Origin of the sequence: Pseudoalteromonas luteoviolacea (assembly GCF_001696455.1) — a bacterium.
Taxonomy (GTDB): Bacteria; Pseudomonadota; Gammaproteobacteria; order Enterobacterales; family Alteromonadaceae; genus Pseudoalteromonas; species Pseudoalteromonas luteoviolacea_C.
In genome coordinates this window covers 287,275-304,026 of record NZ_MAUJ01000003.1, presented here as the reverse complement: position 1 = coordinate 304,026, position 16,752 = coordinate 287,275, and the positions used below count along the sequence as shown (strand labels likewise).

At 42.5% G+C, this 16,752-nt stretch carries 16 protein-coding genes; 6 read left to right on the top strand and 10 right to left on the bottom strand.

Annotated features, from left to right (window positions below):
• Nucleotides 1-145 precede the first annotated feature (145 nt).
• The 5 genes from A7985_RS12075 (at nt 146) to arfB (ending at nt 5,315) form a co-directional block, all read left to right on the top strand.
• Nucleotides 146-1,414, top strand: coding sequence for an efflux RND transporter periplasmic adaptor subunit (locus tag A7985_RS12075; RefSeq protein ID WP_065790715.1), 1,269 nt, complete (start codon nt 146-148; stop codon nt 1,412-1,414).
• Between the two features lie 10 nt (nt 1,415-1,424).
• Nucleotides 1,425-2,114 carry an ABC transporter ATP-binding protein gene (locus A7985_RS12070; RefSeq protein WP_081310538.1) on the top strand — a complete coding sequence of 230 codons (690 nt, stop codon included), beginning with the start codon at nt 1,425-1,427 and terminating at the stop codon, nt 2,112-2,114.
• Nucleotides 2,115-2,124: 10 nt separating this feature from the next.
• Nucleotides 2,125-3,453: an ABC transporter permease gene (locus A7985_RS12065; protein ID WP_065790713.1), complete on the top strand. Its 1,329-nt coding sequence runs from the start codon at nt 2,125-2,127 to the stop codon at nt 3,451-3,453.
• Nucleotides 3,454-3,462: 9 nt separating this feature from the next.
• The gene (locus A7985_RS12060; protein ID WP_065790712.1) at nt 3,463-4,668 is read left to right on the top strand and encodes an ABC transporter permease; all 1,206 of its coding nucleotides are present in this window, start codon (nt 3,463-3,465) and stop codon (nt 4,666-4,668) included.
• Between the two features lie 233 nt (nt 4,669-4,901).
• Nucleotides 4,902-5,315, top strand: coding sequence for an alternative ribosome rescue aminoacyl-tRNA hydrolase ArfB (gene arfB / locus A7985_RS12055; RefSeq protein ID WP_065790711.1), 414 nt, complete (start codon nt 4,902-4,904; stop codon nt 5,313-5,315).
• Here arfB and A7985_RS12050 read toward each other — a convergent pair.
• The 4 genes from A7985_RS12050 to A7985_RS12035 are packed head-to-tail and all read right to left on the bottom strand — an operon-like array spanning nt 5,312 to nt 8,603.
• Entirely contained in the window at nt 5,312-6,556 is a 1,245-nt protein-coding gene (locus A7985_RS12050; protein WP_065790710.1) for an ATP-binding protein, read from the bottom strand. The genes arfB and A7985_RS12050 overlap by 4 nt on opposite strands.
• 7 nt (nt 6,557-6,563) lie before the next feature.
• The gene (locus A7985_RS12045; protein WP_065790709.1) at nt 6,564-7,253 is read right to left on the bottom strand and encodes a response regulator; all 690 of its coding nucleotides are present in this window, start codon (nt 7,251-7,253) and stop codon (nt 6,564-6,566) included.
• Entirely contained in the window at nt 7,253-7,654 is a 402-nt protein-coding gene (locus tag A7985_RS12040; protein WP_065790708.1) for a DUF3019 domain-containing protein, read from the bottom strand. The genes A7985_RS12045 and A7985_RS12040 overlap by 1 nt, the downstream gene beginning before the upstream one ends.
• On the bottom strand, nt 7,644-8,603 hold the full coding sequence (locus A7985_RS12035) for a MipA/OmpV family protein (protein WP_081310537.1): 960 nt from the start codon (nt 8,601-8,603) through the stop codon (nt 7,644-7,646). The genes A7985_RS12040 and A7985_RS12035 overlap by 11 nt, the downstream gene beginning before the upstream one ends.
• Nucleotides 8,604-8,758: 155 nt before the next feature.
• Between A7985_RS12035 and A7985_RS12030 the strand changes: the two genes are divergently transcribed.
• Complete coding sequence (locus A7985_RS12030) at nt 8,759-10,891, top strand: beta-propeller domain-containing protein (protein ID WP_065790707.1); 2,133 nt, start codon at nt 8,759-8,761, stop codon at nt 10,889-10,891.
• 84 nt (nt 10,892-10,975) lie between these two features.
• Here the strand turns inward: A7985_RS12030 and A7985_RS12025 are convergent, their stop codons facing one another.
• From A7985_RS12025 to A7985_RS12000, 6 genes are all read right to left on the bottom strand, one after another.
• On the bottom strand, nt 10,976-11,497 hold the full coding sequence (locus tag A7985_RS12025; RefSeq protein ID WP_065790706.1) for a GNAT family N-acetyltransferase: 522 nt from the start codon (nt 11,495-11,497) through the stop codon (nt 10,976-10,978).
• 36 nt (nt 11,498-11,533) lie between these two features.
• Nucleotides 11,534-12,268: a 5-oxoprolinase subunit PxpA gene (locus tag A7985_RS12020; RefSeq protein ID WP_065790705.1), complete on the bottom strand. Its 735-nt coding sequence runs from the start codon at nt 12,266-12,268 to the stop codon at nt 11,534-11,536.
• A 14-nt stretch (nt 12,269-12,282) separates the two neighbouring features.
• The gene (locus A7985_RS12015) at nt 12,283-13,080 is read right to left on the bottom strand and encodes a D-glutamate cyclase family protein (RefSeq protein ID WP_065790704.1); all 798 of its coding nucleotides are present in this window, start codon (nt 13,078-13,080) and stop codon (nt 12,283-12,285) included.
• A gap of 56 nt (nt 13,081-13,136) precedes the next feature.
• Nucleotides 13,137-14,930, bottom strand: coding sequence for a glycoside hydrolase family 3 protein (locus tag A7985_RS12010; RefSeq protein WP_176716736.1), 1,794 nt, complete (start codon nt 14,928-14,930; stop codon nt 13,137-13,139).
• Nucleotides 14,931-15,247: 317 nt separating this feature from the next.
• Entirely contained in the window at nt 15,248-15,982 is a 735-nt protein-coding gene (locus tag A7985_RS12005) for an MBL fold metallo-hydrolase (RefSeq protein WP_065790703.1), read from the bottom strand.
• A complete protein-coding gene (locus A7985_RS12000) occupies nt 15,979-16,596 on the bottom strand; it encodes a chemotaxis protein (protein WP_065790702.1) in 618 nt (205 codons plus the stop codon). The genes A7985_RS12005 and A7985_RS12000 overlap by 4 nt, the downstream gene beginning before the upstream one ends.
• Nucleotides 16,597-16,752 lie beyond the last annotated feature (156 nt).

Genomic DNA, 16,752 nt, shown 5'->3' with positions numbered 1-16,752 from the left:
TTTATTAGCCAAATTTCAATTCATAATCTGGCGAATTGGCTAAATAAAACTCTTTAATAAAATGTTTATTATTGGTGACAATCACGGCTCTGTTGTGTATTTTATACAGTGTAAAGCTGTAACGAGATCCTCAAGGAAGTAAAAAATGACTTATATATCTGATACCAGTGCTCAAGACACGCAAATAGAGAAGAAAAGGAATTACAAACTCTATTTGTCTGTCGCTGTAGGTATCATCGTATTTTTTGTGTGGGTAGTGCCACAATTATCGGTATGGTTTGGTGGACAGGGGGCAATTCGATTAGAGAATATACGCGTTGCTGAAGTACAAAAGGGCCAATTTGTTAGGGATATTTCTGTTCAAGGTAGGGTAGTAGCAGCCAAAAGACCGACTCTTTATAGTCCGGCTCAAGGTACGGTAACTTACCATGTAACACCGGGTGACACGGTGAAAGCTGGTGAACAATTAGCGACGATTGATAGCCCTGAATTGACGAGTTTATTTGCGCAAGAGAGAGCTGAACTTACTCGGTTAAAAACGCAACTTGAGCGTGAAAAAATTCAAGGCAAAAAGCAGAATCTGGAGCAAGAAAATTACATTGGAAAGGCGCAGGTTGCACTAAACGCGGCAAAGCGAGAAATGAGACGAAATGAAGAGGGGCACAAAAGCCAAGTCGTCAGCGATATTGATTTTCAAAAAGCCAAAGATGACCTTGAAAATGCACAAAGAGAACATCGTCTCGCCATTAAGGAAGTTGCCCTACTTAAAGAAAGTCAAAAATTTGAAATTCAAACGCGTGCATTAGAATGGGAAGCACAACAAGTCATCGTAGATGAAATTCAAAGGCAAGTTGCCGCACTATCCATAAAATCGCCAGTAGCAGGCATAGTGGGTAATTTAGCCGTTGAGCAAAAGAATACCGTCTCTAAAAACCAACCACTGTTGAGTGTGGTCGATCTGTCTCAATACGAGGTGGAAGTTAATATTCCTGAAAACTATGCGGATGATTTGGCGCTGGGAATGAGTGCAGATTTGACGCTCAATGGCAGCACTTACAAAGGCGAATTGATCGCGATTTCTCCAGAAATAGTAAATGGTCAAGTTGAAGGTAAAATTAGATTTAAAAGTAAAAATATTAAAGGTTTGAGACAAAATCAGCGCTTGACGAGCCGCGTCGTTCTGGAAGAAAAAAGTGATGTTTACTTTTTACCAAGAGGTCAATTTGCAGAGACCGGTGGGGGGCGTTATGTTTACGTGGTACAAGACGACACCGCAGTCAAAAAGCCAATCAAATTAGGGTCGAGAAGCTTGGGCCAAGTGGAGGTGATATCCGGTTTGGCGATGGGTGAAAAAGTGGTGATTTCTGACCTTAGTGTTTTTAAAGAAGCAGGTAGCGTAAGAATCGTTCAATAAAGGAGTGAGTATGTTAAGAATGCGTAAACTAGCGAAAACTTACCGTACAGATACTGTAATTACTCAGGCGCTAGCACCGTTTGACTTAGAAGTACAACAAGGTGAATTTGTCGCTGTTGTAGGTCCTTCGGGATCTGGCAAGACAACCTTTCTTAACATAACAGGGTTATTGGAAGCCGCTTCAGAAGGGGAGTACTGGCTCGATGGCGCTGATGTCTGCGCTTTAAATGACAAACAAAAATCTCGGTTGAGAAATGAAAAGATTGGCTTTGTCTTTCAAAGTTTTAATCTAATTCCAGAGCTCAACATTTACGATAATGTTGAAATGCCACTACGGTATCGAAAGCTTTCCAGTGCAGAGAGAAAAGCACGTGTAAACCATGCACTGGCACAGGTTGGGCTGGGGAGTCGACATAGTCACTTCCCGTCTCAGCTGTCAGGTGGACAGCAACAAAGGGTTGCGATTGCCCGGGCACTCGCTGGCTCACCTGCATTTTTGTTAGCCGATGAACCTACGGGTAATTTGGACTCAAAAATGGCCGATGGTGTCATGTCTTTACTTAAGGAAATTAATGCAGCGGGTACGACCATCATTATGGTGACTCATGACCTCGAGCAGGCAACTCAAGCGAGCCGCATTATAGAAGTGAAAGATGGCTCGATCAGTGAAGTAAAAAGGCCTGCCCAAGCAATTGCTTAGAGGGAGCTATATGGTTATTTATTACATTAAACTAGCGTGTTTAAGTCTGTGGCAAACTCGTTCTTTGAGTATCTTGGCTATTTTGATTATAGCGGTAGGTATTTCAGCGACAATGACGACTTATACGATTAACTATATGATGACTAAGGATCCCCTGCCTTCTAAAAGTGATCGTGTATTCCTTGTTCGGCTGAATAATTGGAGCCCTGAGGCTGCATACCGAAACCGGGCGCAGGAGCGACCGCCTACTTATCTTTCTGTTCAGGATACAGTTAACTTAATTAAACAAAATAAAGCACAGGGGCATATTCCCATTGCAGGCTTCAAAGATATGCTAAAGCTGCCTGAACAAGGTGCTATCGACGCTGAAATGACTTTTGTTCGCGCGACTTCAAGAGATTTCTTTAGCTCCTTTGAAGTCCCTTTCTTGTATGGTTCAGAATGGCCGCAATCTGTCGATGAGAATGGTGAGCAGGTGGTTGTTTTATCTAAAAAAATGAATCAAACATTGTTTGCTGGTGAAAACTCGATTGGTCGTTCTCTGATGCTTGGAGACCATCAATTCAAGGTTGTTGGCGTGTTGGATGACTGGTTTGCACTTCCTCGTTTTTATGGCGATTCTATGCGCGCGTTTAAGGCACCAAGAGATATTTTTGTGCCATTTCAGACTCAGATAAACTTAGAATTGTGGACATCAAATCTTCAGTCTTATGAATGTTGGAAAGAACCAGAAAACACCACAGTCGCAGCACTTTGGGCATCAGAGTGCGTTTGGGTGTTCTTCTGGGTTGAGCTCAGTGACAAAGCACAAAAGCCAGAATATTTAGCCTTTTTAAACGCCTATGTACAAGAACAACAGGCGTTAGGACGTTTTCAAAGACCGATTATAAATGAGCTACAAACCGCAGCAGAGTATATGCAAGAGCGCAGAGCTTACTCTAGTGATAGCAAAATTGCAGTCTGGCTAGCTGGCTGTTTTTTGGTTTTGTGTTTACTGAATGCAATGAGCATTATTATGACTAAGTTTCAAGGTAAAGCAGCTGAAGTTGCTTTGCGTAGAGCGGTAGGAGCCAGTAGCTTTGATTTGGTCCAACAATATACACTGGAAACCAGTATCATTGGAGTCTTGGGCGGTGTGTTAGGGCTAATTATGACTCACATTTGCCTTTATGTATCGAGTCAACTTTATACGCATTTAAGTAAAGACATTATGAGTATGAGTGTTGAGCTGATGCTAGCGACGGTGATTTTGTCAGTTGTATCAAGTTTGCTATTTGGGTTGTTTCCCATAATTAGAGCGATTGGTGTGCAGCCAGCTAAACAACTTAAAAGCTTGTAGGGGCCAAGGATGAAAGATTTTCTGCCAATTTTAAAGTCTTTAAAGAGCAACTACATTGCCGCACTGCTTTTTATTACGCAAGTTGCAATTACTTTTACGATATTGGTGAATGCAATTTTCTTAGCATTAGAGAAGCGAGAGGTAATCTCGAGACCATCGGGCTTAGATGAGCACAATATTTTTTATGTTGCGACTAATTTACCGGTAAAAGATGCAGAAAAAAAGGCGCTGCTTGAACAGGATTTATTAAGGTTAAATGCCATCAATGGGGTGACAAGCGCTGCGGTTTCTACCGGCCTTCCTCTTACGGGATGGGGACGATTGGTGGAAGTCGCAACTAAGCCTGATACTAAGTATGATACCTTTTCTGGGTATTATGGTGGTGATGCACAATTGGTTAAGAGTTTCGGTGTGGAGCTTATCGCGGGCAGGCATTTTAAAAAAGAAGAAGAGCTGACGGCACGAGTAGACGGTTATAAAATTGCATCTGAAGCAATGGTCACGAAAGCGTTGGCTAAGTCGTTGTTTGATGAGAGTTGGGAGCAGATCGTCGGTCAAACGCTGTACATTAACAACAAGCCGCAGCGCATAGTGGGCGTAGTAAAAACTCTCCAGTCAGCTTGGCCATCTTGGGTAGTTGTCGAACATGGCGTTATTTCAGCAGTCAAGGAAACAGATGGCATAGTCAATTTTGTTATCCGAACTGAGTCCGGTGTACCAACAAGTGTCGTTGATCAGACACTCTCTTATCTGATGGAAACACATGGGCGTAAAATTGATAAAGTCGAGATGTTTACTGACGTTAAAGCGCGCGCATACAGTGCTGAAAATGCTGCAAGTAAAACGCTGTTAGGCGTCATTGCAGGGCTTTTGTTGGTAACGACTTTGGGGATCTATGGCCAATCTAGATATGGCATTGTAAAGCGCTTTAAACTAATAGGGATCAGACGTGCTATGGGAGCGAGTAAGGGAGAAATAATTCGCTACTTTATGTTGGAAAACGTCATATTGACATGTCTCGGGGTGATACTGGGTATCATTTCGGCGATTGTGTTAAGCGTTGCTTTTAGCAATGTATTTGAGCTGGGTACGGTACCTATGAGTTACATGATATATGGTAGTGTGTGTACTTTACTCTTGGGTCAAGTTGCAGTGTTTTACCCCGCATTTCGTGCCGCTCAGCTGCCTCCTGCGGTAGCGACGAGAATTGTATAACCAATATCAGCATTCTGGCTGAGCTGCGCTAGTCAATGCATTGGCTAGATTGATATAATCCGTATTTAGCAATCGTTGTACGTGATTTCTCGGTGGTACTTTTATTCCAAATATTGGGCTACTTTAAACTTTCCTTTGAAGTCACATGTAAGTTGAACGTTTTGCAAATTGGATGTGGCTAAGCTTGTAACGGTTTGGTATAAAACTCGCTCTTAAGAAGTGGTGGGAATAAAATGTTGAGACTTTCAAATAATGTGGAGCTGTCTTCTTGGGAGATAGAGCTCACGGCAATTAGGGCTCAGGGCGCTGGTGGGCAAAATGTGAATAAAGTGTCTTCAGCAATTCATTTAAGGTTTGATATTAATCGCTCGAGCCTGCCCGTGTTTTATAAAGAGCGTTTACTCGCGCTTTCAGACAGTCGAGTCAATAAAGAGGGCGTCATCATTATCAAAGCACAAAGCTTCAGAACGCAAGAGCAAAACAAAGAAGATGCGCTTGCTAGGCTGAAGCAATTGATCTTAGACGCCATTAAAGTGGAAAAAAAACGCAAGCAAACTAAGCCAACTAAAGGGTCACAAAAAAGGCGACTAGACAGCAAGAATAAGCGGGCTCAAACAAAAGTCATGCGACGTTCTGTTAAATTTTAATTTGGTTGCAGTGCAATGGTGACATTAAACGTTGCGCCGCCTAAGTCAGAATCACTTATCCAACATTGTCCCTCATGCCAATCGAGAATTTTTTTGACAATTGCAAGGCCGAGTCCAAAACCACCGGTTTCTTTACTTCGGCTTTTATCCAATCGTATAAATGGACTAAATACGTTCTCTCGTTTGTCTTGAGGGATACCAGGTCCATCATCGCTAACTTGTAAATGTAAATTACCTTCGTTGGTTGTATCAAGACAAATGTGTATTTCATGCTTTCCGTATTTATCCGCATTTTGCAGTAAATTTTGTAGAATACGAGAAAGGTAGTGGCTATTTCCATGTACATGTAGGTTGCGCTGAATATCGCATTGAATCTTTTTACTGGTGCTGATTTGGGCTTTTTCTATCGACTCATTGAGCAGCTGGCTAAAGTCTATCTGGCTCTTTTGCATCTCTCTTTCAGAAAACTCAAGTCTTGCATAACTAAGCATTTCATCGATTAGTTGTTCCATTTCCAATACATCATTATTCATCGCCTTTACTTGCTCAGGATCCTTTGCAGCGAGCATAGCAAGGGCAAATTTTAATCGAGCAAGGGGGGTTCTTAGCTCATGGGATACCGCATTGACTAAGTGCTTTTGATTTTGCATTAAACTGGCAGTTTGCAATGCCAGCTTTTGGATTTGTTGGGTGAGTGTTGATATAGCCGAGAAACGGGAAGGTCTTGTTTCAATATCAAGCTGGCCAGTCGCTAACTTTGTCGTGATCAGCTTAAGTTGGGTAAGGTCTCGCCATAAAGGTCTTAGCCATAATACTAATAGCAGCGCTAAGATGGAGAACGAAACCAGTCTAAATCCATATTGCGCGAAAAAAGACGCTTGGTTTGGGGCATATGGCCCCAGTTGTACAAGGTGCTGACCGTCATCCAGTAGCATACTGAGTTGGTAGTGGTCATTGGTATCAAAAGAAACGACAACTTCGCCTCTGTATAAGGTCTCTAGCTGTTCGGGAAACCATGCGATGTCATTGATATTGATTACACTGAACTGTTCACTTTGCGCGTAGTTTTCAATGCCAATTTCATCCAGTACAGCTTTTAAGTTTAATGCAACTTGCTTGGCATAACTTAGTTCGTTCGGCGTTTGGTTTCCCCAGTTTTTCCATATATATTCACTACTTTGGTTAATAAATACGATGCTGACGAACACAAAAAGATACAGGCTAGCAAGGAGTCTTAGCATGCGGTGTTTAATCCCATGCTGATTTTGAACAAAGGTACCCCTTGCCCCAAACAGTAACTAGCCTAAACGGCTGATCGGTATTGTCACCAAGCTTTTTCCGTAGACGCGATATACGTACATCTACGCTTCGGTCTAAACCATCATATTCTCGGCCGACAACGCATTTGTATATATGTTCCCTGCTAAGAGTCTGGCCGGCGTTATTTGCCAACTCCCATAAGAGGTCAAACTCATAGCTGGTGAGCTCGACTTCCTCTTTAGCCAGATAAGCTTTTCTGGCTGCTTTATCTACTTCTAATTGACCAAGTTTTATTGTGTCAGTGCTGGCTATCGGTCCTCCTCCTCTGCGCAGTAGTGCATTTAACCGCGCTAACAAAACGTAGGGCTCGACAGGCTTAATGACATAATCATCAGCGCCAATTTCCAAGCCCCTGACATGGTCAAAGTCACTGTCTTTGGCTGTTAAGAATAGTACGGGGCCTGTATATGAGTTGCGGATTTCGCGGCAAATTGAAAACCCATCCATATTTGGCAGCATGATGTCGAGAATCACAATGTCCGGCTGCGTCGACACAATTTTTTCTACAGCCTGTGCACCGTCATGCACCAGCGTTACCGCAAAGTTATTGCTCTCTAGAAACTGTCCAGTAAGCTGCGCAAGTCTTTCATCGTCTTCAACAAGTATTACTTTGGCCATTAGAAAAAACTCCAATCAGATTTTAGTTTGCGTCTATATTTTCTGCTTAATGCAGCATTTACCTTTACTTTTTGTGAAGCTAGCGTCTCCATGCGTGCATTTTTGAGTGAAAAGGTCATGTCTTGCTCTAGAGAAATGTTTAACTTTGCTTTTGCTTGATGAGTCCCTTGCCAACATTTTAATTGTTGTTTGTCTTGATATAGGCAGACATCTTGAGCCGTTGCTGTTTGCCACTGAATGGCGATTGTCATTTCACAAATTTGCCCGATTGACTTAACCATACATATCATTGGCTTAACTTTTAGTTCTGCGTTACTTTCAGCTACCGCATGTACATCACTTGTTTTTGTGGCTACCAGACAGACTGAAGCCATAAGTGCATATGACCACTTAGAATTCATACAAGCCTCCAATAAAGATGTTGGAGGTGTACTTTTTATCAATTAATGGGCTGTCGGTTATCCCAGAATCCAACCAAGTTTGTTTTGCACTAAACTTGATTTGCCAGTCCTCATTGAGGCGGTAATTAAAAGCAATGCTAATAAATGGGTTGATAGCTGTCTTGCCATTGTATAGATGACGTTCGGACTCTGTATCTATTGAACTAATACCATAATAATAGTCCACAAGTTTCTGATCTTTGTACTCGGCACCTATTTTTAACTTAAGTCTGGCTACATCTGGCATACCCAGTGGCACATTAAAGCTATAATCTATCCGTGCATTATGGCCTTTATAGGTACTGGTGATGTCATGCAGCCAAAGTATTGAAAGCTTGCCGTATTCCTCAAAATACCAATGAGCCAGTATGCCGCCGTCCAATGCCCAGTCTCGCTTTGAAATATCATCAATTGTAATCACATCTGGGGATTGTTTATCGTCGGGAGAACCTTTGTCGTTATCTCCTCCGGTAACGTCTCCTGGTTCATCTGAATCTGTACCCGTATCTGGGTGTGGATCTGTGACAGGGTTCGAAGGAGCATTCGACTCATTGGTAAAGCTATTACTGACCAAGATATTGGATGGGTGAAACCGTTCGAAATAAGCGCGCTCGGTATTGAGCTGTGTGACAATGCTCACATCATATCTTGGCTGTTCTAAAAATGTGTAGCCTAGGCTCGTATTGTCGACAAAAAACTTGTCTCCGTAATAGCTTATATATGGCAGTAATACCAGTGGCACGTTGTCTCCGCCCCTTACTGGGTTTGTAATAACCCCAGCACCTATCGCAACGGCGAAATCCCATTGTCCAACTTCAATACATTGCTCATTACCTTCCTCACAGTTTGCCTTACTGTGTGGACTCATCAAGAGCAAATAGATGGGCAGCAAAAAGAAGAAATGTTTCAATCAGTCGACTCCTGTAAAAGATAGGCTTAAATTTACCAGTAATTTTATCAATTTCCAGAAGTAGTTACATAAAATAACAAATAGATCGAGCTAAATAACAGAAGATTGACCTTGATGTATTAAAGTTGAATTACTTTCAGTCAAGGAGAAAAACTATGTTGTACTTTAGATATTCCCACCCAATTGCAAGGAGCAGCATTTTTGTTGTTGCATTACCCGCTCTTGTCGCTTGTGGGGGAAGCAACAGTAGTGATGACACGCCAGGAGAGGGAAATTCAAATGTGCCAAATTCAGTTCCTGAATTAACTTGGTTAGCGGAATCATCATCGACATTACGTCAGGCTTCATCAAGTGAGTTTAATCAATTAGTCAAGAACGGTATGTATCTAAGCCGATGGCAATCAGGGGGAGATGACACGGATAAGGTGGCCAATGCTGCGCCAGAAGCTGACAGCGGTTCTACTAACTTCTCGACAACCAATGTACAAGAAGCGGGTGTTGATGAGGGAGATAGAATTGAATATGACGGCACATATTTGTACATTGCTGGGCATTCTGAGCAAGATGTCATTATTCAAGATGAATTTAAACAGTATGTGCGTGTAATGAAGCGTACTGAGCAAGGGATAGCGGAAGTTGCAAAAATAGAAGCATCAGACAGTTTATACAGCCATCAGGAGCTGTATTTAAGTGAAAACAGACTAGCTTCAGTGTTTAAGTATCCAGTATATACAATGGACAGCTCGCCTTTAAATACAGACGATTCAACTTCTGATTCAACTGCGGCAACATCGCCTGTCAGTGATGTTTATCCGAGTACTTTTGAATTGAGCATTGCGGATGTAACATCTCCAGAGCAAGCTTCAATATTGAAACAATACCGAATTGAAGGTGACATTATTGATAGTCGTGTTATTGATGGAAACCTATATGTCGTCAGTAATTTCAGCGCGTACTTTGAATTTTCCCAAACGGAAGCACTCGCAGCCTATCAAGCATTATATCAAGCCGATATCTCTCAGCTTCTACCAAAAATAACGGACCTAAGTTCTGGGGCTACATCACCGCTTTTTGAGCCCAGTAATTGCTTCATTCCAGCAGACACAACATCCTTAGACAGTGCGAATCGAATTACCACTATTACACGGGTTTCATTAAATGATCCTACACAACTGCAGTCTACGTGTATTAACACGCCGAGTGACGGTGTCTATGCCGCTCAGAATAGCATTTATCTATACAATAGCTTTTGGCCAAATGATGTGGCGAGTGTCGAAGATTTAACACAAACTGCTTTGCATAAATTTGATATATCCAATACAGATATTTCATACAGCGCTTCAGGAGCAGTACCTGGCTCACTAGGCTTTGGTGGTGGTAACTTTATTGAGCCTGCTGTTATTGGCGGCATTAGCAATGCAGCGTTTCGACTCAGTGAGCACGAAGGGAAACTAAGGCTGTTGACGACCCGTTTCAGCGCCACGGCTGGACTTGTTCATCAGTTGTTTATTCTAGAACAGCAGGGTGCTGAACTAAGTGTATTGGCTAAGTTACCTAATGATGAACAACCTACACCTATTGGCAAAGTGGAGACAAACGGTCAAGTGGAAGAAAATGTATATGCAGTACGATACGTCGGAGACAAGGCATATATTGTTACTTTTAGAAGAATTGACCCTCTTTATGTTATTGACTTGGCAGACGCCTCAAAACCCACTATTGCAGGTGCACTGGAAATTCCTGGTTACTCAGCTTATCTACATCCAGTATCTGAGTCTCTCTTGATTGGTATAGGACAAAATGTCGATGAGTGGTTTTGGGCAGCGCCTGAGTCAGACAATGATTCGCAAATAGGTGCCAAAGTCAGTTTGTTTGATGTCTCAGATATGAGCTCTCCCAAGTTGGTAAACGAGCATGTTTTTGCTAACGGATACTCACCCGTCGAGTTTGATCATCACGCTTTCAGTTTCTTAAAAATTAGCGATGAGCAATTCAGAATGACATTGCCTGTTGAGACATGGAAAACAGAGCAAGAAGTGGGTGGAGATATGATTTGGAGCAACAAAAACGAACTTGCTGCGTTTGAAGTAAACGTTGGAAGCAGTCCTAGTTTGAGTTATTTAGGTAGCAGCGTTGCAACTTATGACACACCTTCACAAAGCGTTCCTTATGTACGAGCTTCGGACGATAGAGGCGTTATTCATGACGATATAATTTATTATGTTCATGGTAATTTCGTCTGGTCAAGTTTATGGCAAAATCCAGCCGAAAATATGGGCCCGTTCTAACTCGTACATGTCAAACCTTTGAGTTAACTCTCTAAGGGACCAAGCGTCACCTTTTTACGCAAGGTGACGCTTTTTTGTGTGAGTTTAGCTTTGCCTTAAAACGAGTATTAAGTCGTCGTACCATCTGCCATTGATTTGGTAATTGTTTTTAATAGTTTCAATGTGAGTGAAACCGAGCTTCTCTAGCAAATTGACCGATGCGATGTTGCCCGCCGTGACGGTTGCTATCAGTGCTTCATAGTTTAGTTCTTTAAAGGCAAAATCAATGATTGCTTTGGTTGCCTCATAAGCTAGCCCCCTACCCTGAAAAGCGGGGTGCAGCATAAAACCAATTTCAGCTTGAGACTGACCTTCAGTTATCATTTTAAGACCATGTAGCCCAACTAACTCGTTCGTATCAGCCATTTCTATAACGAAACTAAGCCAGCCTTCTTGCCCTTTTTCTCTCGCTGTGATGCGTGATTCGAATAGAGCAGATAGGGTTTGTTCATCTTCAATATCAGCAACGTATTGCATGGTTTGTTGGTTTTGATTCAAATTTTTAAAAAATAACCAATCACTATTGGTTAGCAGCCTGAGCTTTAAACGCGGTGTTGAAAGCGTCATCGAGTATCCTTTTCATTTCCTGTGACTTTGGGGGCGCTATTTTTCGCCAGTTAAAATAGCTCTGATCTGCTTTATTTGTGTTATTGCGGCTTGGTTATCCCCATGTACACAGAGGGTCTGTGCGGGTAGTTGTAAGATTTTGCCACCAGCGGTTATCACTGCACCATCGCGTGCAAGATGTTGTACTTGTTCAATTAACTTTTCTTTATTATGGACAGCGCCCGTTTCGGTTCTGGGTGTAAGCAAACCTTCGTCCGTGTATAGCCTGTCGGCAAATGCCTCCATAATCAGAGTCACGCCAAATTGCTTTGCTAGAGACTTATGATGCGCAGCTTGAGCGGTGGCTAAAATCATTAGTTTTAAGTTCGAAGGGTACAAGCTGATAGCTTCGATAAGGGATAGTAAAACACGCTCATCGCGCATCATATCATTGTAAAGCGCGCCGTGCGGTTTTACGTAAGACAGCGTGGTGCCAGCAACCTTTGCCATCCCTTCTACGGCTGCAATTTGATAGTGCACACAATGGATAAGCTCTTGACGAGACATATTCAATGAACGGCGACCAAAGCCTTGCAGGTCAGGGTAGCTCGGATGTGCACCGATCGTTACATTGTGTAATTTTGCAAGTTCTAACGTATTAGCCAGTACACTTGGATCTCCGCCGTGAAACCCACAGGCGATGTTCGCCATATCGATATGCGGCATTACTTCGCTGTCTAGGCCCATTTCCCATGCGCCAAAACTTTCCCCTAAGTCACAATTTAAAAGCATATACCCAACTTATTTTACTGTATTAATAGGTCCATATCTGGCCTATCGGTGACCAGCATATGTTGTGGACTGTTTATAATACACAATTCTGGTGCTGCGCGGGTAATTGCAAGATGAGCTGTCAAACTGGTGGTCCAAAACACGGGTTGCTTGTCTTCAGCGAAGAATATTGGCTCGCCGAAGTTCGGCTTGCTCAAGTTTTTTATGCCAATCTGACTTGGATCGCCAAAATGAACAGGAATACCGTGAGGAACTCTGCTAATACTGCCCGCTTGAATCGCCTTGATGATTTCTTGCGTATCCATTGGCCTTAAACAAACGACTTTGTCTCCTGCAAAAGGGCCTACAGGCAAGCTGGGTATGTTACTTATATACATTGGCAGTGTATGCGCTGGGCTAGATGTCGAATGAGAAAAGCCAAAACTGTGCAGTACGTAATCAAAAGCGACGTAGCTGGCAAGTGCGAAAGTGACAAAGTCTTCACGCCACAATTGGTGAATATTATTGACTTCATCAATGAGCTGGCCGTCGCGTAAAACACGGTATTTTGGAATATCGCTGCGAATATCGATATTTCCGCCAAGTGCATCTAAATGATGATCTCCCGGCGTAACACTGGTTGCTAAAAGTGGGCAGCAATCGTGGTTTTGTAAACAATACTTTTGAAAGTCAAATGCATAGGCTTTGGGTAAAATAACGATATTGCACTGGGTGAAACCGGGCACAAACCCGTTGGTAGGGCCCGAATAGTCACCTGCTCTTATCATTTCTCGAATCGCATTAGGTGCCGTTAAGGACGCCTTTGGATCCATAATTCCCCCACGTGTAATACATGTCATTATCGAGCGCGGGCAAAGTAAAAGTGTGTTTACTTTCTCAAAGTTTCTAACTCAATACTGACTGGTAAATGTCCACGTGCTTCAGCATTGCCTAAAATCACGTTAGCGAGTGCAGTATAAGCTGGGCCGCGCACATCATTTTCTAGAGCTACATCCACATTATAGGCATAGCTTGCTAAAACTGCCTGATTGTATTGTACATATTTTGAAATTTCATAAGGCGCTCGCAAGCTGATAAATATACTCGCCTTTTCTAGTGAGTGAGCATATTGCATCAGCCTTAGCAATGCTTTGGGTTGTTCTTGTTTTGAGAGTTCATAACTTTTCAATTCCGCGACATCATCCATCCCCCCAATTTCAGCGGCGCTCTGCTGAGGTGAGGCATGGGCACTGATCACAACGTCAGCATCTTTGATAAATTGCTGAGCACGCTCGGGTTTGTAGGCTTGTAAGCTGGTAATGGTGACTTTAATTTCAGCAGAGGTCGCAGCTTGCAATGCTTGTTTTAACGCTGTGGCTTTTTGCCTGTCAGGCATAACTAGGTGAAAGTGCGAGCCTTTTTTAGGTTTGATTGGGAGTAAATTGTTATTTTTGACTTTGGTAATTGCTGCCAAAGCAAGTTCTGCTTCTAGTTGTCGGTGTTGTGGGTTGCCTAAGGTTGCTTTCGCAATAGCCGTTGTTGCTGTGAACTGTTGCTCTGCGATGCGCGCTTTTAGGCTCATAATTCTTTGATACGATGCGAAAACTTCCTGTTGTTGTAATCTACCGTCTGAGGCGGCCTTTAAAATTGTGTCAAAAAAGCGTTCGAACTTTTCAATGTCTGACGATGTGCGCACAGGTATTGGCATCAGTGCTATATCAACACCTGCATTGAATGTTTCTATGACCGCGTCTGTGGGCGTAAAAAAGTCACTGATCCCTGCCATATCAAGTGCATCCGTGATAGTGACGCCGTTATAGCCCATTTTATTGCGCAATAAATCGTGCATTATCGCTCTGGACATGGTTGCGGGGCGGATCATGCGCTCACCTTGGCTATTGAGTACTTGACTGCTATCTAAAGCTGGGTACTGAATATGTGCCGTCATAATCATACCTGGTTGTTGGGCCTGAATTACGTGCTCAAATGGCAGTAAATCGCGTTGTTTTATTTGTGCAAGAGAGTGAGTGACTTTGGGCAGTCCTGTGTGGCTGTCTACTTGCGTGTCACCATGACCTGGAAAATGCTTCAAAGCTGAAACTACGCCCTGCTTTTCAAAAGCTCTAACTTGGGCTTCACCTAGCTTAGCTACGCGCTTGGGGTCTTCACCAAATGATCGGACATTGATGACTGGGTTCAATGGATTGGCATTAACATCAACTGTCGGTGCAAAATTCACGTTGATACCCAAACTAGACAATTCCTTAGCAATCGCCGTAGCTACCCCAGTTGCATACTTATCGCCGTGTTCATCGTAGGTTGCGCCAATGCTCATATTGCCGGTAAATGAGGTGGCTTCAGCTCGATTGATACGCGCAACACGTCCCCCTTCTTGGTCAATTGATATAAATATCGGGGTCTTGCTAATTTGCTGTAAGGTGTTTGTTAGATTGACAATTTGTTCGGTATCTTGCACATTTTCAGCAAACAATATCACCCCACCAATGTGGTATTTCTGCAATAACTTTTGAAGGGGGGGAGGTAACTGTGTCATTGGTTGTCGACATTTGCTGGCATTGCCTGTCTCGCAAAAGTAACGAAAATCCAGCATCAGTTTTTGGCCAACCATTTCACGTAAATTTGGCTGAGCATCATGTGCACTTGAAAGAGGGCTGATTGTCATAATCGAGATGAAACCTAATTGTTTGAAAAATTTAAAAATACGCACGAACTTATATTTATAGGGTTTTGCGATTACTTTACCATGTCATCAAGCAATGATGGATGGGAATTAGTTAAATAGCACAGGATTTATGAATAGCGCCTTTCTATACAGGGGGTGACGTCATGTTCTAAGAATATGTGGATGAGGTTTGAGCAGACCCGCATGACTTCCATCAAGAACATAGTCTGCATTAAAGTAAATAAACAAGAACGATAATATCCCCAGAAGCATTGATAACGTCGCTTTTCAGCCCTGTTCGTTAGGACTTCAATGCTTCAACGTACCGCACTGCCAACATCCAATTTTGCGAACCACTCTAAAAACTCATGCACTTGATCTCCTTTGTAGAGCTTACCGTGATTGGGCGCCAAAATATCTATGTCTAGTTCTTTTACTCTTGCTATCCAATTTTCCTTGGCCTTATTTGAGGGCATCCATCGTCTGTGAAATTGTTCAATATGCTTGATGTGTTGAGCAAAATCTTCGACAAATTGATTGCTGGTTTCGGATTTTATTGCTGACCCTACATTTGCAGACATCAGAATCTTGGCGGATGGGTCGTAGAGGTGAAAGTTTCCTGCAGAATGCAGGTAATGAGCTGGCAATAATCTCAGCCTAACGCCACCGAGTTGGATTTCGCCGCCATCATCATTTATGCCTTCGTAATTAAGATTATCCAAATCAAAGTGGTCTATGAACCTGTCCCACAGAGCGGGAGCATACAAAGTTGCATTGGGTACTGCTTTGTCCCAAAGCCCCAGCGTTGATATAATATCCGGGTCTTGATGGGAAGCAAAAACAGTTGTGAGCTTATCAAGTTCTGTTTGCTGTAAGATGGCAGCGAGCATGGGAGAAAAGAGCTCAATTCCACCGGGATCCATGATCATAGACTCATATTGAGTATGAATGAAATACTGATTGACCGAACCAAGTGTCTTGAGCATATCGTCATTGCGCTCAAGTATTAACCAGCTGTGAGTTTTTGTTTTATGCAGTTCTGTTAGTTTCACCTTAATAGTCCTCGCAATGTATGAATTTCACTCAAGTTATAAACTACAGCTGTTTTAATTGTTTTAGCCGCACTGGCGATAAAATCAGAAACAGATTGCAAGCTGTCGCTAAACTCGCCTGCATTGGTGGCTTCAACACGGCTTGTGACCGCGATGTACTCCGCACTTTGCATTTGTTTTTGAATATCTTCAAAATGATTTTCCAGTTCACTTAAGGCTTGAGACAAATGATTTGCAGCGAGCCGCTGTGATTTAACAGCCTTTACGTACATATTTTCTACTTGGTTGGAGCGTACTTCCTTTCTTAGCTTGCAAACCTGCTCGTAATACTGGCTACATCTCACCAACTCTAACGCAACTTTAAAAAGCTGGTTAGATAGATTGGAAATTTTGGTCGTTGAAGAAATGGTTTGCTCTGAAAACTCATCGATAAAATTGGTGATGGGCTTAAATCCAAGTGCAGCATCTCCTGCGCGCAAAGCGACCACTCGTGCATTTTTCGCTGTTAATGAAAGGTTTTTCGCTTGGCTCAAAATCGCTTCTAAATTGGCAATTATCTGCGCTACGCGCACAAAATTCTCCACCACTTTAGAATCATCGCTTAAGCTCATCATAGTTGCTTTCCAAAGATTACACCCCTATTAGATGTAGGCCAAAAAACCATTTAATTCCAGAAATATAAACAATCTCTTTGTTTTGTCTTGGCTATCCAATTTATGTGACTTTGTCTAATATTAAATTTGACAAAAGAATTACTTTTTAAATCCCGT